This window comes from Polaribacter glomeratus (assembly GCF_002954665.1).
GTDB lineage: Bacteria > Bacteroidota > Bacteroidia > Flavobacteriales > Flavobacteriaceae > Polaribacter > Polaribacter glomeratus.
Window position 1 is genome coordinate 2,364,797 of record NZ_MSCM01000001.1, and the last position, 20,048, is coordinate 2,384,844.

At 33.2% G+C, this 20,048-nt stretch carries 14 protein-coding genes; 3 read left to right on the forward strand and 11 right to left on the reverse strand.

Translation table 11 applies throughout. The features are described 5' to 3' along the window. Positions 1-80 precede the first annotated feature (80 nt). The 8 genes from BTO16_RS10025 to BTO16_RS10060 form a co-directional block, all read right to left on the reverse strand. On the reverse strand, positions 81-2,330 hold the full coding sequence (locus BTO16_RS10025; protein WP_407675518.1) for a multicopper oxidase domain-containing protein: 2,250 nt from the start codon (positions 2,328-2,330) through the stop codon (positions 81-83). 58 nt (positions 2,331-2,388) lie between these two features. Further along, positions 2,389-4,881, reverse strand: a complete 2,493-nt coding sequence (locus BTO16_RS10030) for a heavy metal translocating P-type ATPase (protein ID WP_105021437.1) — start codon at positions 4,879-4,881, stop codon at positions 2,389-2,391. Positions 4,882-4,979: 98 nt separating this feature from the next. Then, the gene (locus BTO16_RS10035; protein ID WP_105021438.1) at positions 4,980-5,486 is read right to left on the reverse strand and encodes a DUF3347 domain-containing protein; all 507 of its coding nucleotides are present in this window, start codon (positions 5,484-5,486) and stop codon (positions 4,980-4,982) included. A 15-nt stretch (positions 5,487-5,501) separates the two neighbouring features. Then, complete coding sequence (locus BTO16_RS10040) at positions 5,502-5,954, reverse strand: heme-binding domain-containing protein (protein ID WP_105021439.1); 453 nt, start codon at positions 5,952-5,954, stop codon at positions 5,502-5,504. Positions 5,955-6,021: 67 nt separating this feature from the next. Then, on the reverse strand, positions 6,022-6,588 hold the full coding sequence (locus BTO16_RS10045; RefSeq protein WP_105021440.1) for a helix-turn-helix domain-containing protein: 567 nt from the start codon (positions 6,586-6,588) through the stop codon (positions 6,022-6,024). A gap of 2 nt (positions 6,589-6,590) precedes the next feature. Further along, positions 6,591-7,817, reverse strand: coding sequence for a TolC family protein (locus BTO16_RS10050; RefSeq protein WP_211298221.1), 1,227 nt, complete (start codon positions 7,815-7,817; stop codon positions 6,591-6,593). A gap of 5 nt (positions 7,818-7,822) precedes the next feature. Continuing rightward, positions 7,823-11,575 carry an efflux RND transporter permease subunit gene (locus tag BTO16_RS10055; RefSeq protein WP_105021442.1) on the reverse strand — a complete coding sequence of 1,251 codons (3,753 nt, stop codon included), beginning with the start codon at positions 11,573-11,575 and terminating at the stop codon, positions 7,823-7,825. Positions 11,576-11,683: 108 nt separating this feature from the next. Next, positions 11,684-12,097 carry an HYC_CC_PP family protein gene (locus BTO16_RS10060; RefSeq protein WP_245892060.1) on the reverse strand — a complete coding sequence of 138 codons (414 nt, stop codon included), beginning with the start codon at positions 12,095-12,097 and terminating at the stop codon, positions 11,684-11,686. 95 nt (positions 12,098-12,192) lie between these two features. Here BTO16_RS10060 and BTO16_RS10065 point away from each other — a divergent pair, with 95 nt between their 5' ends. From BTO16_RS10065 to BTO16_RS10075, 3 genes are read left to right on the forward strand one after another with little or no spacing between them, the layout of a single operon-like run. Further along, on the forward strand, positions 12,193-14,484 hold the full coding sequence (locus tag BTO16_RS10065; RefSeq protein WP_105021443.1) for a TonB-dependent receptor domain-containing protein: 2,292 nt from the start codon (positions 12,193-12,195) through the stop codon (positions 14,482-14,484). A 27-nt stretch (positions 14,485-14,511) separates the two neighbouring features. Further along, complete coding sequence (locus tag BTO16_RS10070; protein ID WP_105021578.1) at positions 14,512-15,657, forward strand: PQQ-dependent sugar dehydrogenase; 1,146 nt, start codon at positions 14,512-14,514, stop codon at positions 15,655-15,657. Further along, a complete protein-coding gene (locus BTO16_RS10075; RefSeq protein WP_105021444.1) occupies positions 15,654-16,076 on the forward strand; it encodes a c-type cytochrome in 423 nt (140 codons plus the stop codon). Before BTO16_RS10070 ends, BTO16_RS10075 begins: the two co-directional genes overlap by 4 nt. A gap of 270 nt (positions 16,077-16,346) precedes the next feature. Here the strand turns inward: BTO16_RS10075 and BTO16_RS10080 are convergent, their stop codons facing one another. The 3 genes from BTO16_RS10080 to BTO16_RS10090 form a co-directional block, all read right to left on the reverse strand. After that, entirely contained in the window at positions 16,347-17,201 is an 855-nt protein-coding gene (locus tag BTO16_RS10080; RefSeq protein WP_245892062.1) for an alpha/beta hydrolase, read from the reverse strand. Positions 17,202-17,291: 90 nt separating this feature from the next. Next, positions 17,292-18,956 (reverse strand): glycosyl hydrolase 53 family protein, encoded by a 1,665-nt coding sequence (locus BTO16_RS10085; RefSeq protein ID WP_170064437.1) that lies wholly within the window; start codon positions 18,954-18,956, stop codon positions 17,292-17,294. Between the two features lie 168 nt (positions 18,957-19,124). After that, complete coding sequence (locus BTO16_RS10090) at positions 19,125-20,030, reverse strand: endonuclease/exonuclease/phosphatase family protein (protein ID WP_105021447.1); 906 nt, start codon at positions 20,028-20,030, stop codon at positions 19,125-19,127. Positions 20,031-20,048 lie beyond the last annotated feature (18 nt).

Genomic DNA, 20,048 nt, shown 5'->3' on the forward strand with positions numbered 1-20,048 from the left:
ATTTTTTATTTTTAATGATTTTCTTCCGAAGCGCAATCCATTTTTGATATTTTGAATACTGTTTTTTGCATTTATTTTCTTTAATAGTTTAAAGTTGCTCCAAAACCAATTCCCATATCGCTGTCGTAATGGGTTGTAATTCCGATATTCCGAGTAACAATATACTTAAATCCTGTCATATATTCTTTGTCGGTATTTGCCATAAACGCCCATCTTACTCTGGGCGAAATAGGAATATCCTCACGCATTAACTGAAATCGCACATTCCCGTCTGTAAATACTTCTCCTTGCAATTTTACAAGCATTGGTAGCGTGTATTCTGCTCCCAAACTCAAAACTGCCCTTTGGTCTTTGGTGTTTGTTTGTCCGAATACATTTTTTTCAACTGCGCCATTTTGTTTTCGATATCGCCAATCAAAACCAACAAATGGCATCAACCATTGGTTTTTGCCAATATATCTACCAATATGCGTTTCGGTTTCATAACCATGTTCGTCATGATAGCCCAAACGCCATTCTGTTCCAAAACTCCAACGTGTATTTTGCAACATTACTTGTCCGTCGTTTCCATTGGTTGCAACGTTATTTTCTGCCATTAAATGAAGTTGGTTACTTTCTGACTGTAACTTTTTGTAGGCCCATTTTTTGTTTGGTAAATACGGATTTGGTGCCTGATTTTCATAAGAAAAAACGCGATTCATTCCAGCCATCATATGGTATAAAATATGACAATGAAAAAACCAATCGCCTTCAACATTTGCTAAAAACTCTATGGTATCTGTTTCCATTGGCATAATATCCAGTACATTTTTAAGTGGTGCAAATTCGCCTTGACCGTTTAAAACTCTAAAATCGTGTCCATGCAGGTGCATTGGGTGTCGCATCATTGAATTATTGTAAATCGTAATCCGCACATTTTCACCTTTTTTAATGAGGATTTTATCCGTTTCCGAAAGCACTTTATTATCCATACTCCAAACATACCGATTCATATTTCCTGTTAGTTCAAAACGCAATTCTCTAACTGGTGCATCTTTGGGTAATGTTGTTGGTTGTGGTGCTTTTAACATTGCATAATTTAAAGTAACAATCCCTTCTGATGTATTTATTGTTTGATCCATCTTCATTCCATCCATTTTCATCTCAGGCTTCGAAGCTATCGTATCTTTGGTTGCATTCATAGAATGATTGGAGTGCTCCATTTTATCGTCCATTTTCATTCCATCCATTCCTGACATCCCAGAAATTTCTGGATACATTATCGTATTCATATCCATTTGTTGCAAAGACATTTCCATTCCCATATCATTCATACTTCCGTCCATATTCATCATGTCGTTCATCATCTTCATTCCTTCAAAATACATGAGCTTTGGCATTTTAGGCATCGACTTAATTTTGCCACTTCCTAAATAAAGAGAAGCCGATTTTGTGCGATCTTCCGGAGTTACCAAAAATTCGTATGCTGTATCTTTTTTCGGAATTGTAACCACAACATCATAGGTTTCTGATACTCCAATAATTAATCGATCAACCTCTACAGGTTCAACATCATTTCCATCATTTGCAACCACAGTCATTTTTCCTCCGGCATAATTCAACCAAAAATAAGAAGATGCTCCACCATTTGAAATACGCAAACGAACTTTATCACCAACTTTAAATTGTGGTAATTGACTTTCATTTTTTCCGTTGATTAAAAACTTATCATAATAGACATCACTAACATCCATCGCCAACATACGTTTCCATTCGCTGCCTAATTTCGTTTTAAAATGTCCTGTTTTTATAGCTTCTGAATAACTTTGAACAGTACCTTTTTTAATGGCTGCCCAATCGTTTGCATTGTGCAACATACGATGTACATTTTCAGGTTTTATATCTGTCCATTCGCTTAAAAGAACAGGAACTTCTGGTAAATCGTCAATCCCTCTTCTAAAAGTTGGATCGTCTTTTTTCTTTAATAAAACCAGTGAGCCATACATTCCAATTTGTTCTTGCAAACCACTATGACTGTGATACCAATGTGTTCCGCTTTGAATTATAGGAAAACGGTACGTAAATGTTTCGTTCGGCTCAATTGGCATTTGCGTTAAATAAGGAACGCCATCATATTTATTAGGCAGAAAAAGGCCGTGCCAATGCAAAGAAGTACTTTCTTTTAACTTATTATGAACTACAATTTCAGCAATGTCACCTTCTGTAAAAGTTAAGGTTGGCATTGGAATTTGTCCGTTTACGGCAATCGCTCTTTTTTCTTTACCAGAAAAATTAACAATCGTATCGGTAACGGTTAAATTATATCGAACTACATTTTGGCCAAATACCATATGAGCAGACAATATACCTACATAAACTATACACCATTTTATGTGTTTATTCATTTTACTATAGTTTAATATTTCTTAATCTTAGTGCGTTTACAATCACAGAAACCGAACTAAAACTCATTGCTAATGCAGCAATCATTGGCGAAAGCAGCAACCCAAATATTGGATACAAAACACCTGCTGCAATGGGCACGCCCAATACATTATATACAAATGCAAAAAATAAGTTCTGTTTTATGTTCTTAACTACACCATGACTCAATTTTTTAGCTTTTACAATACCCAGTAAATCGCCTTTCACTAAAGTTATGGATGCACTTTCAATGGCTACATCTGTTCCTGTTCCCATGGCAATACCAACATCGGCTTGCGCTAAAGCGGGTGCATCATTAATTCCATCTCCTGCCATGGCAACAACTCTGCCTTCTTCCTGTAGCTTTTTAATTTCATTCAATTTATCTTCTGGTAAACATTCTGCTTTGTAATGTTTTAGGTTTAATTGCTCAGCAACCGATTTTGCAGTATTCTTATTATCCCCGGTTAACATAATTACCTCAACACCGTTGTCTTGTAGTTCTTTAATCGCTTTTAAACTGGTTGCTTTTATCGCATCAAAAATAGTAACATATCCAACTGCTTCGTTATCAACTGTGATGTATGAAACCGTTTTACCATGCTCTTGCTCCGCTTTTACTTTACTTGCTAAACTTTCAGAAATATCGATGGCGAATTGTTCTAATAATTTTGCATTACCTAAAGCTATTTTTTTATTTTCAACAGTACCAATAACTCCTTTTCCTGCAACTGCTTCAAAATCATCAACTTTAGTAATTAAAACATTTTTTGATTTCCCATAGTTTACAATTGCTTCCGCTAACGGATGTTCACTATACTGATTTAAAGAGGCAATATATTTAAGTAAACTATTTTCTTCTATTTCATTTACTGATATTACTTTTTCTACGGATGGTTTTCCTTCTGTAATCGTTCCTGTTTTATCAACAATTAGCGTATCCACTTTATTCATTTTCTCTAAAGCTTCTGCATTTTTAATTAAAACACCAGATTGTGCACCTCTACCAACACCAACCATTACAGACATTGGCGTTGCTAAACCTAAAGCACACGGACACGCAATAATTAATACTGCAATTGCATTTACAAACGCAAAAACATAGGCTGGTTCTGGACCAAATAGTGCCCAAACTATAAATGTTATAACAGAAACTAAAAACACCGTAGGCACAAAGTATTTAGCAATTCTATCCGCTAATTTTTGAATAGGTGCTTTTGATCGGCTTGCCGTATTTACCATATGAATAATTTGAGAAAGCAAAGTTTCTGACCCTACTTTTTCGGCTTTCATCACAAATGATTTTGTTCCATTTATGGTTCCTGAACTCACGTTATCATCAATGTTTTTATCAACAGGAATGGGCTCTCCCGTAATCATAGATTCATCGATGCTACTATGACCTTCTACGATACTTCCATCCACAGGAATTTTTTCTCCTGGTTTTACACGTAATAAGTTTCCTTTTTCAATTTTATCAATGGCAATTACTTTGTCCTCACCGTCGGTAACTAACGTAGCTGTTGCCGGCACTAATTTTAGTAATTCTTTTATAGCGCCACTTGTTTGACTGTGTGCTCTTGCTTCTAATAATTGTCCTAACAACACTAAAGTAAGAATAACCGTTGTTGCTTCAAAATAAACAAATACGTTGCCATCCGCAGTTTTAAAATCTGCTGGAAACACTTCTGGAAATAACATTGCAAACACACTAAAAATCCACGCGATTCCCGAACCAATTCCGATTAGGGTAAACATATTTAGATTCATCGTTTTTAAGGATGTCCAAGCACGTTTAAAAAACATCCAAGTTGCGAAAAACACCACAGGAATTGACAATACAAATTGAACCCAATTCCAGTTTTTCTGGGCTAAAATGTCATATAATGGATTGTTTTCAATCATCTCAGACATTGCTAAGAGAAATATTGGAACCGTAAAAGCAACCGCAATCCAAAACTTTTTTAATAGTTTTTTATAGGTTTTATCTTCTTCGGATGTACCTGCTTCTAACGGAATTAAATCCATTCCGCAAATAGGGCAAGCACCTGGCTCATCTTTTAAAACCTCTGGATGCATCGGACATGTAAACTGATTGCTAGAAGAAGAAATGCTTCTTTCTTCGATTAAATCCATTCCGCAAACTTTACAATCACCTGCTTTATTATAGGTTTTTTCGCCTTCGCAATGCATCGGACAATAAAATGTTCCCGTTCCTTTGCCTTTAGGTTTCTCTTTTTTCTCTTCTTTAATAAGAGGATGTTCTCCTGATTTATGAATACTATAACTAGCTCCATCATCTTTTAGCGCCTCTTGAAATTTTTCTATAGCAATATGTACTTCCATTTCTAGGATTGCTTCTGCCTTTTCTAAATTAACCTCAACTTTAGAAACACCTTCCACTTTAGAGAGTATTTCTTCAACGTGACCTCTACATCCGTTGCAAGTCATTCCGTGTATGTGATAGGTATGTTTCATTGTATTTAAAATTAATTATTTTTAATTGCTGATAGATTACCTGTATTCTTAAGACTATAATAAGCGATTCTTAAATCATCCTTAAAGAGGAGAAATCTCTAATTAATCGTCTTTTGAACTTTTCCACATTTAAGCATTTTACTACCATAATATGGATTTCTTACTTCATTACTCATACTTAACCAAGCAGAACCTTTGTCATACATTGGGCAAAATTGTTGGTAAAGCGTATTTTTTGTTCCCGTAATAGCCACCAAATCCAAAATATCTTTACTCAATGTTTTAAAGTGCTCTCTTTGATGACCCAACGGGCTTTTTGCAATATGTTCTGCATGTTCTGTGGCATCTTCAATAATATCTATCAATTCTTTTTGTTCATCCGCAGTAAAACTTGACATATTAAAGGCTTTTAAAGAGATTACCAATGTAGCGCCTGTTTGAGCAGCCTTTTTAGAATCATCAGCTACCAAAGCATCTTTTAACATAAAATAATCAGCAAGAATTGCTTCTGCCTTAGCATCATTTATTTCATTTTTTTCTTGTGCATTGGTAGAAGAAACGACTAACAATAACATTACTACTATACTCATTTTTAAATTTTTCATTTTCTTTGTATTTAATTATAAATTATTTTTTAACTCTGATATATATTCAATTATTTTCTGTTTTTCAACTAAAGAAAACAGTGCATTTCTGTGGATAAGTGTATAGGATTCCAAAGGCATTTCGTTACTTTCAATTTGTTTTATAATTGAACGAAGTTTACTTGCCTTTCTTCTGCTCGATAGTAAATCCCACTCACTAAAATTCAATTCGTCTTTACCTTTTTTAATATGATCTTCTAAAATCCAAGCCACAGGTTGTATTTTATTGTACCAAGGATATGCCGTATTATTACTGTGGCAATCGTAACAAGAAACTTGTAATTTATTCTTAATTATTTCTGGAACATTATTTACCATCATAAAATCAGTTTTTGGCACAACATCGCTTGTGTTAAGCGCTGTAGGCACAAATTGCAAACCCACAAAGGCAACTAATAAAACCAATAGTATGATTTTTACAATTTTCATTTTATATTTATCTTGTACAAAGTTCGTATTCTAATACTATTTTCTTTATTCTAATTATGGATATAATCTATACAATTTGGTCTAACGGGTTTCTACCTTTATTTTGTAATAATTTATAATCAGTAAGACTCATACCTGTTTCTATTTTAAATTGCTTGCTCAAATGGTTTATATTACTGTAATCTAAAAACTGACTTATCTCCGTAAAGTTTTTTTCTTGCGCTTCAATTAATTCTTTTACTTTTTCTATTTTTAGTTTGATAAAATATTTTTCAATGGTTATTCCTTCCGTTGATGAAAATACTTTACTTACTTTCGAATAGTCTTGATGCATTGTTTCAGCAAGGTGAGTTGATAGATTTTCTTTCAAATCGAGCGGCAGTTTACTTACTATTTTAATGAGATCTATTTTAACTTTTTCAGTTATTTTTTCTTCTACACTATTAATTATTTCAAAACCGTTGCTTATAATAATCTTCTCGAGTTTATCCAATTCCTTATCATTTAAAATATTCAATTGTATGCGACCAAGTTCAATTTCTACTATTGCTATTTCTTGCGCTTCAATTTCATTTTTGAGCACTTTTATACAACGATCACAAACCATATTTTTTATGTAAAAATCTTTGATCATTGTTACTGCGTTAAATAGTTAATAATCGTTGTTTGCACATAATAGGCCTTCACAGCTTCTATTTGATTTATTTCAAACTTTAATTGTAATTCCTGAATGTCTAATACATCCTTAAAATCAATCGTTCCTGTTTCGTAACTTTTTAGTAAAATTTCTTCTGCATTTTTGGCTTGTCGTAAATTTTTAGCCTGAGTTTTATAACTTATTCTTGCAGAAATTCTATCTTTTTTTGCTTTGTCTAAAAGTGTTTCTAACGTGTTTAAGCGTTCACTTTTTTGTGCCAAGATTTCTTTTTGTTGCAACTCGTTTTGCTTGGTTTGCGATCTATATTTATTATTAAAAATTGGAATAGAAATTGACACTGTTGGCATTACAATATCTTTACCATTATCGCTAAAACTCATATTGGGTCGTTTTTCAACGTTGATATAATCCAATCCAAAACCAATCATTGGGCTACTTTCTTTTTGATTCAGTAATTCAGATTTTTCTACGGATTGATAGAGTTTGTCATATTTCAACAATTCTGGGTGTAATGCTAAATTTTTACTAGTAATTTCAAAATCATCCGAAGGAATATTTAATTCAGAAACAAGACGAACTACAATCGTATTTTCTCTATTCAATAAATTATTAAAAGCAGTTTGTTCTGCTACGTATTGCTGACTCAAAACATCTAATAATTGCTGCATTTCATTTTGACGCATTTGCAAACGCAATACATCTACTGCAGATGCTTTGCCAACTTCAACAGAAGTTAATGCCAATGTTTCGTAGGTTTCCAACAATTTTATATTTTCGGATAACACTTGTTGCTTCGCTTTATTTGCGTATAAATTATAATACGATTGCGAAACCGAAACCATCAGTTTTCTTTTTGCAATTACAATGTCTTCATATTTTGTATCCGCCAAAGAACTTACATAATTTTCTCTTGCTGTAATATTACCAAACCAAGGCAACATTTGTTTTGCCGATACTCTAAAACGTTGCGCTCCCGTTCGTGTTTCTGGTTCGCTTACAAAATAGCCAACACCAAATTCGGTATTTGGCAAGGTGTTTACTTCATTTACTTTTTCTGTGGCGATGCTATATTGCAATTCATACTTTTGAATTTCAGGATTGTTTGCCAATGCTTCGCCAATTAGTGTTTCTAATTGCTGACTTTGAGTCTTAGAAACAAACAGCATAAAACAAACTATACTGCTAATTTTTATATATAATTTCATCTGTTTTATGATTTAATAGAAATTGGTTGCGCTTCATTTTTTAATTTTCTCTTTGCTATAAATTCTTTCTTCCAGCTAAACAAAACAGGCACAATAAAATAAGAAGTAATGTCGATGATCATTCCTCCAAAAATCGGAATTGCCATCGGAATCATAATATCACTTCCTCTACCTGTTGAAGTTAATACTGGCAACAATGCTAAAACGGTGGTAACTGTCGTCATTAAACAAGGTCTAATTCGTTTTGATGCCGCTTCTAAAGTTGATTTTCTAATTTCAAATTTATCTGTTGGATCATTTTTATCAAAAGTTTGCGTTAAGTAGGTTGCCATCACCACACCATCATCCGTAGCAATACCAAACAACGCAATAAAACCAACCCAAACAGCGACACTTAAATTAATCGTTTTCATATTAAAAAGGTCTCGTACGTTTTCTCCGAAAAAACTAAAATTCAAAAACCATTCTTGACCATACAACCACATCATAATAAAACCTCCTGCAAATGCAACCGATATTCCTGTAAAAATCATTAAGGATGTTGATACAGATCTGAATTGAAAATACAGAATTAAAAATATGATGAGTAAAGCTAAAGGAACCACAACTGACAAGGTTTTTTCTGCTCGAAGCTGATTTTCATAGGTTCCTGTAAATTTATAACTGATGCCTTTTGGCACAATTAACTCTCCTGATGCAATTTTTTGCTGAATTAATGCTTGTGCAGTTTCAACTACATTTACTTCTGCAAAACCATCTAACTTGTCAAATAATACATAGCCAACCAAAAAAGTATCTTCACTTTTAATAACTTGTGGCCCTTTTTCATAACGGATGGTTGCCAATTCGCTTAATGGCACCGGATTTCCTTTACCAACAGGAATGTAGATGTTTTTTAAATCATCTGGATTATTACGCAATTCTCTTGGATATCGAACTCTTACACCATAACGTTCTCTTCCTTCAACGGTTTGTGTTAAAATCATTCCGCCAACAGCCACTTTTAAAACATCTTGCACATCTTGTATCGAAATGCCATAACGTGCTATTTTTTCTCTATCAATATCAATAAGTAAATACGGTTTGCCTACAATTCGGTCTGCAAAAACAGCTTCTTCCTTTACCCCTTCAGATTGTTTTAAAATCGTTTCTAATTGAACCCCAAAAGCTTCAATTTGTTTTAAATCTTGTCCTTTAACTTTGATTCCCATTGGTGCACGCATTCCTGTTTGCAACATTACCAATCTCGTTTCGATAGGTTGTAATTTTGGTGCAGAAGTAACTCCCGGTAACTTGGTAACTCTTATAATTTCGTTCCAAATATCATCTGGTGATTTAATTTCTGGTCGCCAATTTCGGTAGAATTCGCCATCGTTATCTGGAATGAGTTGTTTTTTTGCATCCACAGATTGCCAAGCTTCACGAGGTTCCGTTGGTAAAGACATTCCGTTTTTTAACACATATTTACCTTCATCATTCACTTTATAGCGCTGGCGTTCTCCGTGCTCATTTAACATATATTCAGGTTTATACTGAATCATATTTTCGTACATAGATATTGGCGCAGGATCTAAAGCAGATTCTGTTCTGCCCGCTTTACCAACCACAGTTTCTATCTCTGGAATACTAGCAACTGCCATATCTAATTGCTGTAAAACTCGTTTGTTTTCTTCTATCCCAGAATGTGGCATCGAAGTAGGCATCAACAAAAATGAACCTTCGTTTAATGACGGCATAAATTCCTTGCCTGTATTCTTCATGATATAAAAACCAAAAACCAATAAGGAAGCAGGAATCGTTAAAAATAGCAGTCTATTTTCTAGTGCCCATTTTAAAATTTTAGAGTAATAATTTTGGAATAAAATAAAAATACCCAACAATCCGAAGCAAATAATACAAACAAAAATCAAGTTTAAGGCAATACTTTTATCAACACCAAGTGGTCTCCAATATTCGGCCAATAGAAATACAATTGCCAATGAAGACGCAATTATGTTAATACGATTTGCTCTTTTATCAGTAAGTTTACCCTGCATTTTTAAAAACGCTACAGTTCCGTAACTAATTAATAAAATTCCAATCCAATAGCCTAAAAACATAATTACAAGCCCCAGAATTAGTAACAATCCGTTTAAAATAAAACTCGTTGTTCTTCTGATGCTCACTTTTTTGAATATCGAGGCTGCAAAAGGCGGAATTAAAAATAGCGCAATAAATAGTGCTGCTGCTAATGCAAAGGTTTTTGTAAATGCCAAAGGTCTAAATAATTTTCCTTCGGCGCCAATCATTGTAAAAACTGGAATAAAACTAATAATCGTAGTCATTACCGCAGTTACAATCGCCCCAGAAACTTCGGCCGTAGCATTATAAACAATCTGATTAATTGTTAGTTTTTGGTTGTTAGTTATTGGTTGCTCTTCTGATTCATCAATATGACGAATGATGTTTTCTGATAAAATAACCCCAACATCCACCATAGTTCCAATGGCAATTGCAATTCCTGAAAGTGCCACAATATTTGCATCAACTCCAAAAAGTTTCATCGCAATAAACACAATTAAAACCGCAACAGGTAATAATCCTGATATTAATATGGATGCTCGCAGGTTAAAAACCATGACAATAATTACTAAAAAAGTAATTAAAATTTCTAAAATTAACGCTTCATTTAAAGTTCCTAAGGTTTCTTGAATCAGTTCTGTTCTATCGTAAAACGGAACAATAGTAACTTGTGATGTACGTCCGTCTGCCAGTACTTTCGATGGCAAACCTGCACTTAATTCGTTAATTTTTTCTTTTACATTGTTGATAACTTCCATCGGATTTGCTCCATATCTTGCTACCACAACTGCACCCACAACTTCGGCACCTTCTTTATCTAAAACACCTCTTCGAGTTGCCGGACCTAGAGATACTTTACCAATATCTTTTATTTTGATGGATGTAAAATCCTCTGAAGTAACCACTGCATTTTCAATATCCTCAACCGATTTTACATACCCCAAACCACGTACTAAATATTCTGCTTGGTTGATTTCTAAGGTTTGCGCACCAATATCTTTGTTACTTTCCTTAACGGCTTTTACAACTTGGTTTAAACCAATATTGTATTGACGCATTAATTCTGGATTCACATCTACTTGGTATTCTTGAACATAACCACCAATAGAAGCCACTTCAGAAACGCCACTTGCAGAAGACAACGCATATTTTACATAGTAATCTTGAATGCTTCGCAATTCGTGTAAATCCCAACCGCCAGTTACGTTTCCTTGTTCATCACGACCTTCTAATGTGTACCAAAATATTTGCCCTAAACCGGTTGCATCTGGTCCTAATGATGGATTTACCCCTTCAGGTAACAATCCGCTTGGCAAGGAATTTAGCTTTTCTAGGATTCTGCTACGACTCCAATAAAACTCAATATCTTCCTCAAAAATAATGTAAATACTAGAAAAACCAAACATAGAAGAACTACGGATGGTTTTTACTCCGGGAATTCCTAGTAAAGAAGTCGTTAAAGGATAGGTAATTTGATCTTCAATATCTTGTGGCGAACGACCGTCCCATTTGGTAAAGACAATTTGTTGGTTTTCGCCAATATCAGGAATCGCATCTACTGCTACAGGATTGCTTGGCAAAAGACCTGTGTTCCAATTAAAGGGTGCGTTTATAGTTCCCCATCCCACAAAAAGGACAAGCATTAAAACCGCTACTAGTTTATTTTCTATTAAAAATTTGATGCTTTTATTTAGCATTAGCTTTGATTATTAAACAATTAGACATTGGTGTTAAAAAAATACCGAATACAAGAAATTATCCTAATGAAATTAATCAGTGGATAAAAGAGTCTATTGTTTAAAAAATCAAATTAAATAAGTCTCGTCAATTTTGTAGAGTTGTCGTATGACGAGCGGTGATTTGTATGCTGCGTAAGAAGATATATTTTTAGCTGAACCTTCAAAAAGAGTGTGATACGTATATACAAATGAAACGATGAATAATTGTTGATTAAAAGTGATTTTATCAACTAATAATTGCAATTCATCTTGACCATCGACCACTAATTGTTCGTCTTTACAACAATTCTTTTTAGTCATCTCACAGTCATTTGTTGAAGGCTTTTGCATTTCCATTCCGCAACCTTTTGCTTTATGAAAAACAGCCGTTTCAACCAAAGTGTCGCCACAAAAATGCATATCAATTGTGAACGACATTGTAGAAAATAAGACTACAAAAGCCATTAAAGTTGATATTATTTTATGTGAAACTTGTTTCATATTAAAAACAAATTTACGAAAATTTATCGAACGAATTATTTTTGTTTAAATTTTCATTCATAAAAAATGAATACTTTTGCGATTAAATATACAGTATGCCACAAATATTGTTTCTCTTTACCTTATTATTAAGCATTTTAACAAGCTTAGGTCAATCAAAAATAAGCGGAAAAATTATTGATAGTGATACAAATACACCTTTGGCATCTGCTAAAATCACTAATTTTAAAACCGGTATTGGTACCAACGCTGATTTAAATGGCACATTTCAAAATTTAGAAACTGGAACATACACATTTCGAAAAGAGGGCTATTTTGAAAAAACGATTGAATTAAAGAAAGAGACGTATGCTATTATTCAGCTTAGCATAAATCCTAATCAATTAAATGAAATTATTATTAATGCAAATCAAATACCCAAAAAACTAAAAAGAGCGACCAACGCCATCAACATCATTTCTTCTGATGACATTGCACGCTTTAACAATACAGATTTTGCGCCAATTTTAAATAGAACTCCTGGCGTTTTTATGCAAAGTGGTGCGTTAAATACCAACCGAATTACCATAAGAGGTATTGGTTCTAGAAATCTTTACGGTACCTCAAAAATTAGAGCTTATTTTAAAGATATCCCGTTAACAAACGGAAGTGGAGAAACTACGATTGAAGATTTTGAACTCGCTTCAATTTCTCAATTAGAAATTATTAAAGGAGCTGCATCAAGTGTTTATGGCGCAGGACTTGGTGGCGTTATTCACTTAAAACCACAAAATGCTTTTTTAAATGAATCTAGCGTTAATAGCGAACTTACTGTAGGTTCTTTTGGGTTGATTAAAAGTGTTATTAATGCTAATTACGGGACTTCTAAAAATAGTTTTAGAGCAGTTTTTAGCGACACAGAAAGTGATGGATATCGTGAAAATAACAATTATAATAGACAAACAATTACACTAAACACCAACCATTTTATTTCAAAAAAAGATGAAGTGTCTTTTTTAGGAAGTTTCGTAAATTTAAAAGCGTTTATACCGAGTTCAATTAACGAAAATACTTTTATAAATAATCCTAAGTCTGCAGCTTTTACATGGAAACAAGCACAAGGTTATGAGGATGCTACCCGAGGAATTTTTGGAATCTCATGGAACCATGATTACAGTTCCAGTCTAAAACAAGTTACAAGTGTTTTTACATCTTTTAGAGAAGGATACGAGCCGAGACCTTTTGATATTTTAAAAGAAAATACACGTGGGCTTGGTATCCGAAGTAGAGTTTTAGGAAACACGGTAGTATTTAAAAACCCATTTAATTGGACGATTGGCGGCGAACTATTTAATGACACATATACCTACGGAACTTTTGAAAATTTATATAAAGATTTTCCGCCAAATACAGGAAGTGTAGAAGGCAAACAATTATCTAACTACAAAGAACGCAGATATTATTACAATGTTTTTGCCGAGGCAGATTATGAAATCTCTGAAAAAACCACGATTTCAATTGGTTTAAATTTAAATAAGACATCCTACAATTTAAAGGATAGGTTTCCAGTTTCTACTGAAAACAAAGACCAATCTGGCAGCTATAAATATAAAGACATTGTGTCTCCTAAGTTTGGTTTTTCGCACTTGTTAAATAAACAAATTAGTGTTTTTACGAGTATAAGTCATGGCTTCTCTCCTATTTCTCTTCAGGAAACATTATTACCAGACGGACAAATAAATAGAGCTGTAAAACCAGAGACAGGTTGGAACTACGAAATAGGAACTCGTGGTGCTTTCCTTAATGATAGGTTTCAGTTTAACGCATCAATATATAGACTAGACATCAAAAATTTATTGGTTCCTAGAAGAACAGCAGAAGATCAATTTATTGGCATTAATGCGGGTAAAACCCAACATGACGGACTAGAATTAGCCATTAATTATAAATGGCTAGATCAAGAAAAAATCTCCATAAGTATGTTTTTAAACTACACTTTAAACAATTATATATTTAAAGATTTTATTGATGATACTAAAGATTTTTCTGGAAATGAATTAACTGGTGTTCCTTCTGATGTATTTAATACGGGTCTCGATTTTCAAACTTTAGTTGGTTTCTACGGAAACATTAATTATCAATTTGTGAGCAGTATGCCAATTACGGATAGTAATAGCTTATATTCTGATAGTTACAACCTCGTAAACCTTAAAATAGGGTATCAAACAAACCTTACTAAAAAGCTGAAGTTAAATACGTTTGTAGGTGTAAATAATGTTTTTGATGAATTTTACGCTTCTCAAATTTTAATAAATGCAACTGGCTTTGGTGGCAGCGCTCCTAGATATTATTACCCAGGCAATCCTGTAAATTATTATGCTGGAATAAACTTGAATTATCATTTTTAACGTAAATTAGCACTGAAAATCATGGATATGAGAAAATTTTATTACTTATTTATTGCATTATTTATTGCACAAGCTGCAGCTGCACAAACAGAAGCTGAGCTAAGCCAAATTCAATCTGAAATAGTGCCAATACCTATTGCTGATAAAGATTTAGAATACAAAGCAGAACTTATAATTGCAGATTTAAACATCCCTTGGGGAATGGATTTTTTACCTGATGGAAGTATTATTTTTACTGAAAAATCAGGAGAATTGTACCTCTTTAAAGATGGCAAAAAAACTGAAATAAAAAACGTGCCAGAAGTTTATGCTCGCGGACAAGGTGGCTTATTAGATATTAAACTGCATCCAGATTATAAAAATAACGGTTGGCTTTATATTACCTATTCGTCATCCGAAGGAGAAGGAAAAGGCGGTAACACCGCATTAATTAGAGCAAAACTCAAAGAAAATAAATTAGTTAGTATTGAGAAATTATACAAAGGAGCAATTAACTCAACAAGAGGGCAACATTTTGGTTCTAGAATTGTATTTGACAAAAATGGATATCTTTATTTTTCTATAGGAGAAAGAGGAAATCGTGATGAAAATCCGCAGGATTTAACAAGAGATGGTGGTAAAATTTACCGCCTAAATGAAGATGGAACAATTCCCGAAGACAATCCTTTTATAGATGTAAAAAATGCAAAAACCGCCATTTATAGTTACGGGCACAGAAATCCGCAAGGACTAGCAATAGACCCAATTACTGGTGAACTTTGGGAACATGAACACGGCCCAATGGGAGGCGATGAAATTAATATTGTAAAAAAAGGTAAAAATTATGGTTGGCCTATTATTTCTTATGGTATTAATTATAACAAAACCTCATTTACAGAACTTACCAAAAAAGAAGGTATGGAAGAACCTGTTTTCTTTTGGGTACCTTCGATTGCACCAAACGGCTTCGTTATTGTTTCTTCGGATAAATATCCTGAGTGGACTGGCAGTTTCCTTGTTGGCTCTTTAAAATTTCAATACCTAGAGCGGTTAATTTTAAAAGATAATAAAGTTGTAAAACGTGAAAAATTGTATGAAAATATTGGTCGCGTTAGAAATGTTGTTCAAGCTCCGGATGGCTATATTTACATGGCAGTAGAAGGAAAAGGAATTTATAAACTACTAAAAAAATGAAAACATTACTTATTTTCACAGCAGCACTTTTCTTCTATTTCTCTATAGAATCGGAAGCTAAAATTGAAATCTATACATCACAAGATCCGTTAAAAGAAAGTATAAAAAGAGGTAGTGAAATTTACTCGGACTTTTGCATGTCTTGCCACTTGCCAGCGGGAGAAGGTGTGGCAGAAGTTTTTCCGCCATTGGCAAAGTCTGATTATCTGATGCAAAAAAGAAAAGAAAGTATTCAAGCTATTAAATACGGCCTAAAAGGCAAAATTATTGTCAATGGCCAAGAATATAACGGCAATATGAGCGCTTTAGGATTAGCTGATGATGAAGTTGCTGATGTTATGAATTATATTACGAATAGTTGGGGCAATGAGAATGATAAAATGGTTACCGAAGAAGAAGTTGCTAAAATAGAAAAGTAAGCGCTTTTTTATTGAAAATCATTGTTGTCCGACAAAAGAATCAGGATTGTTTCACTTTTAGAATCAAGAAACAAGACTTGATTCTAACTGTCTAAAAAACAAATATATTTTAAAATAGAAATTGCATTTATTTATCTTTTTAAAATGAACTCTAAATTCAATCTAATGTTTAAAAACGACCTTAAACTTTACTATTTGTTGATATTCCTGAAATTAAAATAGTTTTAATCGGACAATAGTGATTAAAAATATGCTTCGTTAAATAATTTATTATTTATTTAAAACCTCATTCTGTAGCCAAGTCCCTGCTAAAGAAGGCCAAGTTTCTGCTGCAATATTCCCCGATCGGATTCCATATCCATGACCTCCATTTGGTAATAAATGCAGTTCAACAGGCACTTTATTGTCTCTCAATGCAGTTGCCATAACGAGAGTACTATTTCCATATTTGTCATCCGCAGTAGCGAAAATAAACATGGGCGGAGTTTGCGTATTCACTAGCAATTCTGGAGATAAATTTCTATTTTCTCCTTCGTCTAAATATGCAGGATAAATTAATAAAGCAAAATCGGGCCGACTTGAAATAGTGTCAATTTCATCCATTAAAGTATAGCTTTTTTCAGAAAACTGGGTACTTGCACGAGCACTTAAACTTCCTCCAGCAGAGAAGCCAATAACGCCTAACTTTTTAGTGCTCAAGCCTAAAGCAGCGTTCTTACTGCGGATAACTTTTATGGCTCTTTGAAGGTCGTACAATGCTTCTTTTCGTTTATTTGGTACTCGATATTGCAAAACATATGCAGTATAACCAAGTTTGCTTAGCCATGCTGCTATTTCGTATCCCTCTAAATCTATAGCGAGAATTCCATAACCTCCTCCGGGACTCACAATTATACTTACTCCGTTATTATTTGAGATCTTGGGTTCATAAACAATCAATGCAGGATTTGTAACCTTATTTAATCGGATAACATTCCCTGTTTTATTTGAACTTTGCGTAGGATTCTGCTTTACTTCAATTTGACCAGGTACTTTATCTGGCCATAAATAAATGGTATCACGTGTTTGAGAATAATTTGTCATCGTGTAAAAAAGGGTTAAAATTAGGGAGAAAAATAATTTCATCTTTGGGTGTTTTTTTAGCCTAAACAAGTTACTACTAAATTTCTTAGAACCGTAAAATGAACCCTTACTTTTAAAAACTAAAAATTTTACTTAATTCTTTAAAAACTTTATAGATGCTAGATTATTTATTTTTAGAGTATAAATTCCTGTTTTTAAATTTGAAACGTCAATACTTTTAGAAACACCTTCTGCATCTATACTTCTAATTTCCTTACCCAAAATATCAAATATTTTCACAGATGTTAGACTGTTTTTTAAAGCTTTAATGGTGATGACGTTAGTACTTGGATTTGGATATACTTTAAATAATTTACTGTTTTCAATTTCAAAACCTTCTAAATCTAGTGTAGATTTATCAATAAAAGCATCCATAGCAATAGACGGACTTCCATCTGCATCCCAAGCTCCTTTTGAATAAGATGTAAAATTATCGTACGCAATTGGTTCCCAATAAAAAACGCCCAAAGCTCCCGTTTGTCTTGCTTTTTCAATCATATACACTAAAAATTGATGCGAAATACTTGGTTGATTGGCGCTAAAACCAACCTCTACAATCATTGCCTCTTTGTTGTAACGAGATTTTAAATCTAACACGTTAGCAGAAGCATCATCTACCATGGATTTCCAGGTATTAGTATCGGGATATAAAGACATTCCAATAATATCTATATTACTAAAATTTAAACCATTGTTGATTAAACCATCTATATTCCATCGAAATAAACCATTATTATTCCCTTCTGATAAATGAAGAATTGTTTGAATCCTATTGTTAACTATTTTTACGGCATTTGAGCCTGCATTTATAAATTTAGCATAGTTTACAAATCCACCAGTTGAAGCTTTACCAGAATCCCAAAGCATACCATCACTTGTTTCATTGCCTATTTGCACCCATTTTGGTGCAATCCCTTTTGCTTTTAATGCTGTTAAAATTTCTGTAGTATGGTTTGCAACTGCGGTTTCTAATTGCCCAACTGTAAAATTAGTCCAAGCTGCAGGTTTTTTTTGATTACCAGGATCTGCCCACCAATCGCTATAATGAATGCAAATCATAATATCCATATTTAGCGCGTTAGCTAACTCTGCTTTTTTAACCAAATCATCAATATCACACCATCCATTTGCCTGAGAATTTTCTGGATTTACCCAAACTCTTAATCGCACTGCATCAAGTTGATATTCTTTTAACAGCGGCAATAATTCTTTGGTATTTCCTGCATTATCCTTCCAGGTATAGCCTTTAGATTCCATCTCTGTCATCCAACTAATGTCTGCTCCTTTTGATATTTTATTGGTACTAAATTGATAATTACTTGTATCCTGAAGTGTTAATGCTGGCGTGTTCCAATAACCAGCCCACGCATTTTCTGACCAACTTTCGCTTTTATATAAAATAGCTCTCGCTTGATAATAAAATCCTGTTGGCAAATTTTCTGATAATTGATTACTACTGCCTACAAAAAGCTGAACATTTCCTGCCTTATTTTGCCCTGAAGATTGATTTTGTAATACGACACCAGAAACCGAAGCGTAATAATCGTTGTTACTATCTAATATTTCTAAACCAATAAAAATATGGTTTCCTGCAGCACCTGTTTCGCTAGAGTATGTATAATTGATGGTTAGTGTACTTCCTGTTAAAGGATTTACTTCTAACGGATTTTCACTAAAAGAAACAATTTCTATCGCTTGCGAAAAAACGAAGCTTGCTATCATTACGATCGAAAATAATACTGTTTTTAAAATTTTCATTTTCTTTCTTTTGAATCTATTATTCATTTTTGAGTTTAGACTCTAAACTGATTTTAGCTATTTTAAAAGTACCTTAACATCCGAAGAGAAAGATAGAAATAATGACTTTTGTATCCTTGCTAAAAGCTCTTTTTATTGATCATTTCTAATTAATTTCATGGTAGGTTTTTAGTTCAAATCAGTCATTTTAAACGTTAGTTCTAAAAACACAGGTAAATGATCAGAAATTTTTCTTGCGCTTTCTAAATTAGCACAAGAAGTTACAAAATCTAAAACACCAGATTTTACGAAAGTAATTTTATTAGTATTGTAGTAAATATTATCAATGGAGTGGTTTACATAGCTACCATTTTTGCATTTTCTTTTTAAAGTTGTCGCGGTATTTTTTATGGCAGGTTTAAAGCCCATTTTATATAAAGGATTCCAAACTGTATGATTTTCGTCTAAATTAAAATCGCCTAAAATAAAAATAGCATCTGTTTGTAATCTTTCTGGATATTTTTTAAAATGTGCTATTTCCATTTCTGGATTTCTACTGTAAACACGCGCATGCATATTTATAAAATAAACTATTTTTTTATTCTTTATAATTTCAAATTTGACTAAATAAGGTTCTCGTTCAATTGCATCTTGTAGCAAAACATCTAAAGCTGGTTTTTTTAAAAGCCTTAATTTAGAGGTTTTCCAAATATACGCATAGCGTTCACTAATATAGCTCGAAGGACTTTTGGTTGGCTTACTTATACTATAATCCCATTTACTGCCCAACCTATTTAATTCACTTACTATTTTTGCAATGGCTTGTGCTCCTTTAGGATCTTTTGCAACAACTTCTTGAATAGCAATAATGTCGTAATTCTTTATAATTTGCGCTATAAAACTAATTTCTGAACTATTTTTTGTACCTCCTAAATCTTGAATATTCCAAGTTAAGAGTTTTAAATCTGTTTTATTTTCTTGGTCTTTTACAGTACCAAAACCATCCTCTACTTTATCCTTTAAAGAAAAAATAGTATTAGAGATTGTAAAATTATAAAATAGTACGAGTAAAATAAAAAAGATCTTTTTTTTCATGATTTAAGAATCTATCCA

What these genes read in the sequence shown, in the direction of transcription:
- BTO16_RS10070 (WP_105021578.1), top strand. Translation starts at nt 14,512, where the DNA reads ATGAGAAAATTTTATTACTTATTTATTGCATTATTTATTGCACAAGCT.
- BTO16_RS10085 (WP_170064437.1), bottom strand. Translation starts at nt 18,956, where the DNA reads ATGAAAATTTTAAAAACAGTATTATTTTCGATCGTAATGATAGCAAGC.
- BTO16_RS10025 (WP_407675518.1), bottom strand. Translation starts at nt 2,330, where the DNA reads ATGGTATTTGGCCAAAATGTAGTTCGATATAATTTAACCGTTACCGAT.
- BTO16_RS10055 (WP_105021442.1), bottom strand. Translation starts at nt 11,575, where the DNA reads ATGCTAAATAAAAGCATCAAATTTTTAATAGAAAATAAACTAGTAGCG.
- BTO16_RS10050 (WP_211298221.1), bottom strand. Translation starts at nt 7,817, where the DNA reads ATGAAATTATATATAAAAATTAGCAGTATAGTTTGTTTTATGCTGTTT.
- BTO16_RS10075 (WP_105021444.1), top strand. Translation starts at nt 15,654, where the DNA reads ATGAAAACATTACTTATTTTCACAGCAGCACTTTTCTTCTATTTCTCT.
- BTO16_RS10045 (WP_105021440.1), bottom strand. Translation starts at nt 6,588, where the DNA reads ATGATCAAAGATTTTTACATAAAAAATATGGTTTGTGATCGTTGTATA.
- BTO16_RS10065 (WP_105021443.1), top strand. Translation starts at nt 12,193, where the DNA reads ATGCCACAAATATTGTTTCTCTTTACCTTATTATTAAGCATTTTAACA.
- BTO16_RS10080 (WP_245892062.1), bottom strand. Translation starts at nt 17,201, where the DNA reads ATGAAATTATTTTTCTCCCTAATTTTAACCCTTTTTTACACGATGACA.
- BTO16_RS10030 (WP_105021437.1), bottom strand. Translation starts at nt 4,881, where the DNA reads ATGAAACATACCTATCACATACACGGAATGACTTGCAACGGATGTAGA.
- BTO16_RS10035 (WP_105021438.1), bottom strand. Translation starts at nt 5,486, where the DNA reads ATGAAAAATTTAAAAATGAGTATAGTAGTAATGTTATTGTTAGTCGTT.
- BTO16_RS10040 (WP_105021439.1), bottom strand. Translation starts at nt 5,954, where the DNA reads ATGAAAATTGTAAAAATCATACTATTGGTTTTATTAGTTGCCTTTGTG.
- BTO16_RS10060 (WP_245892060.1), bottom strand. Translation starts at nt 12,097, where the DNA reads ATGAAACAAGTTTCACATAAAATAATATCAACTTTAATGGCTTTTGTA.
- BTO16_RS10090 (WP_105021447.1), bottom strand. Translation starts at nt 20,030, where the DNA reads ATGAAAAAAAAGATCTTTTTTATTTTACTCGTACTATTTTATAATTTT.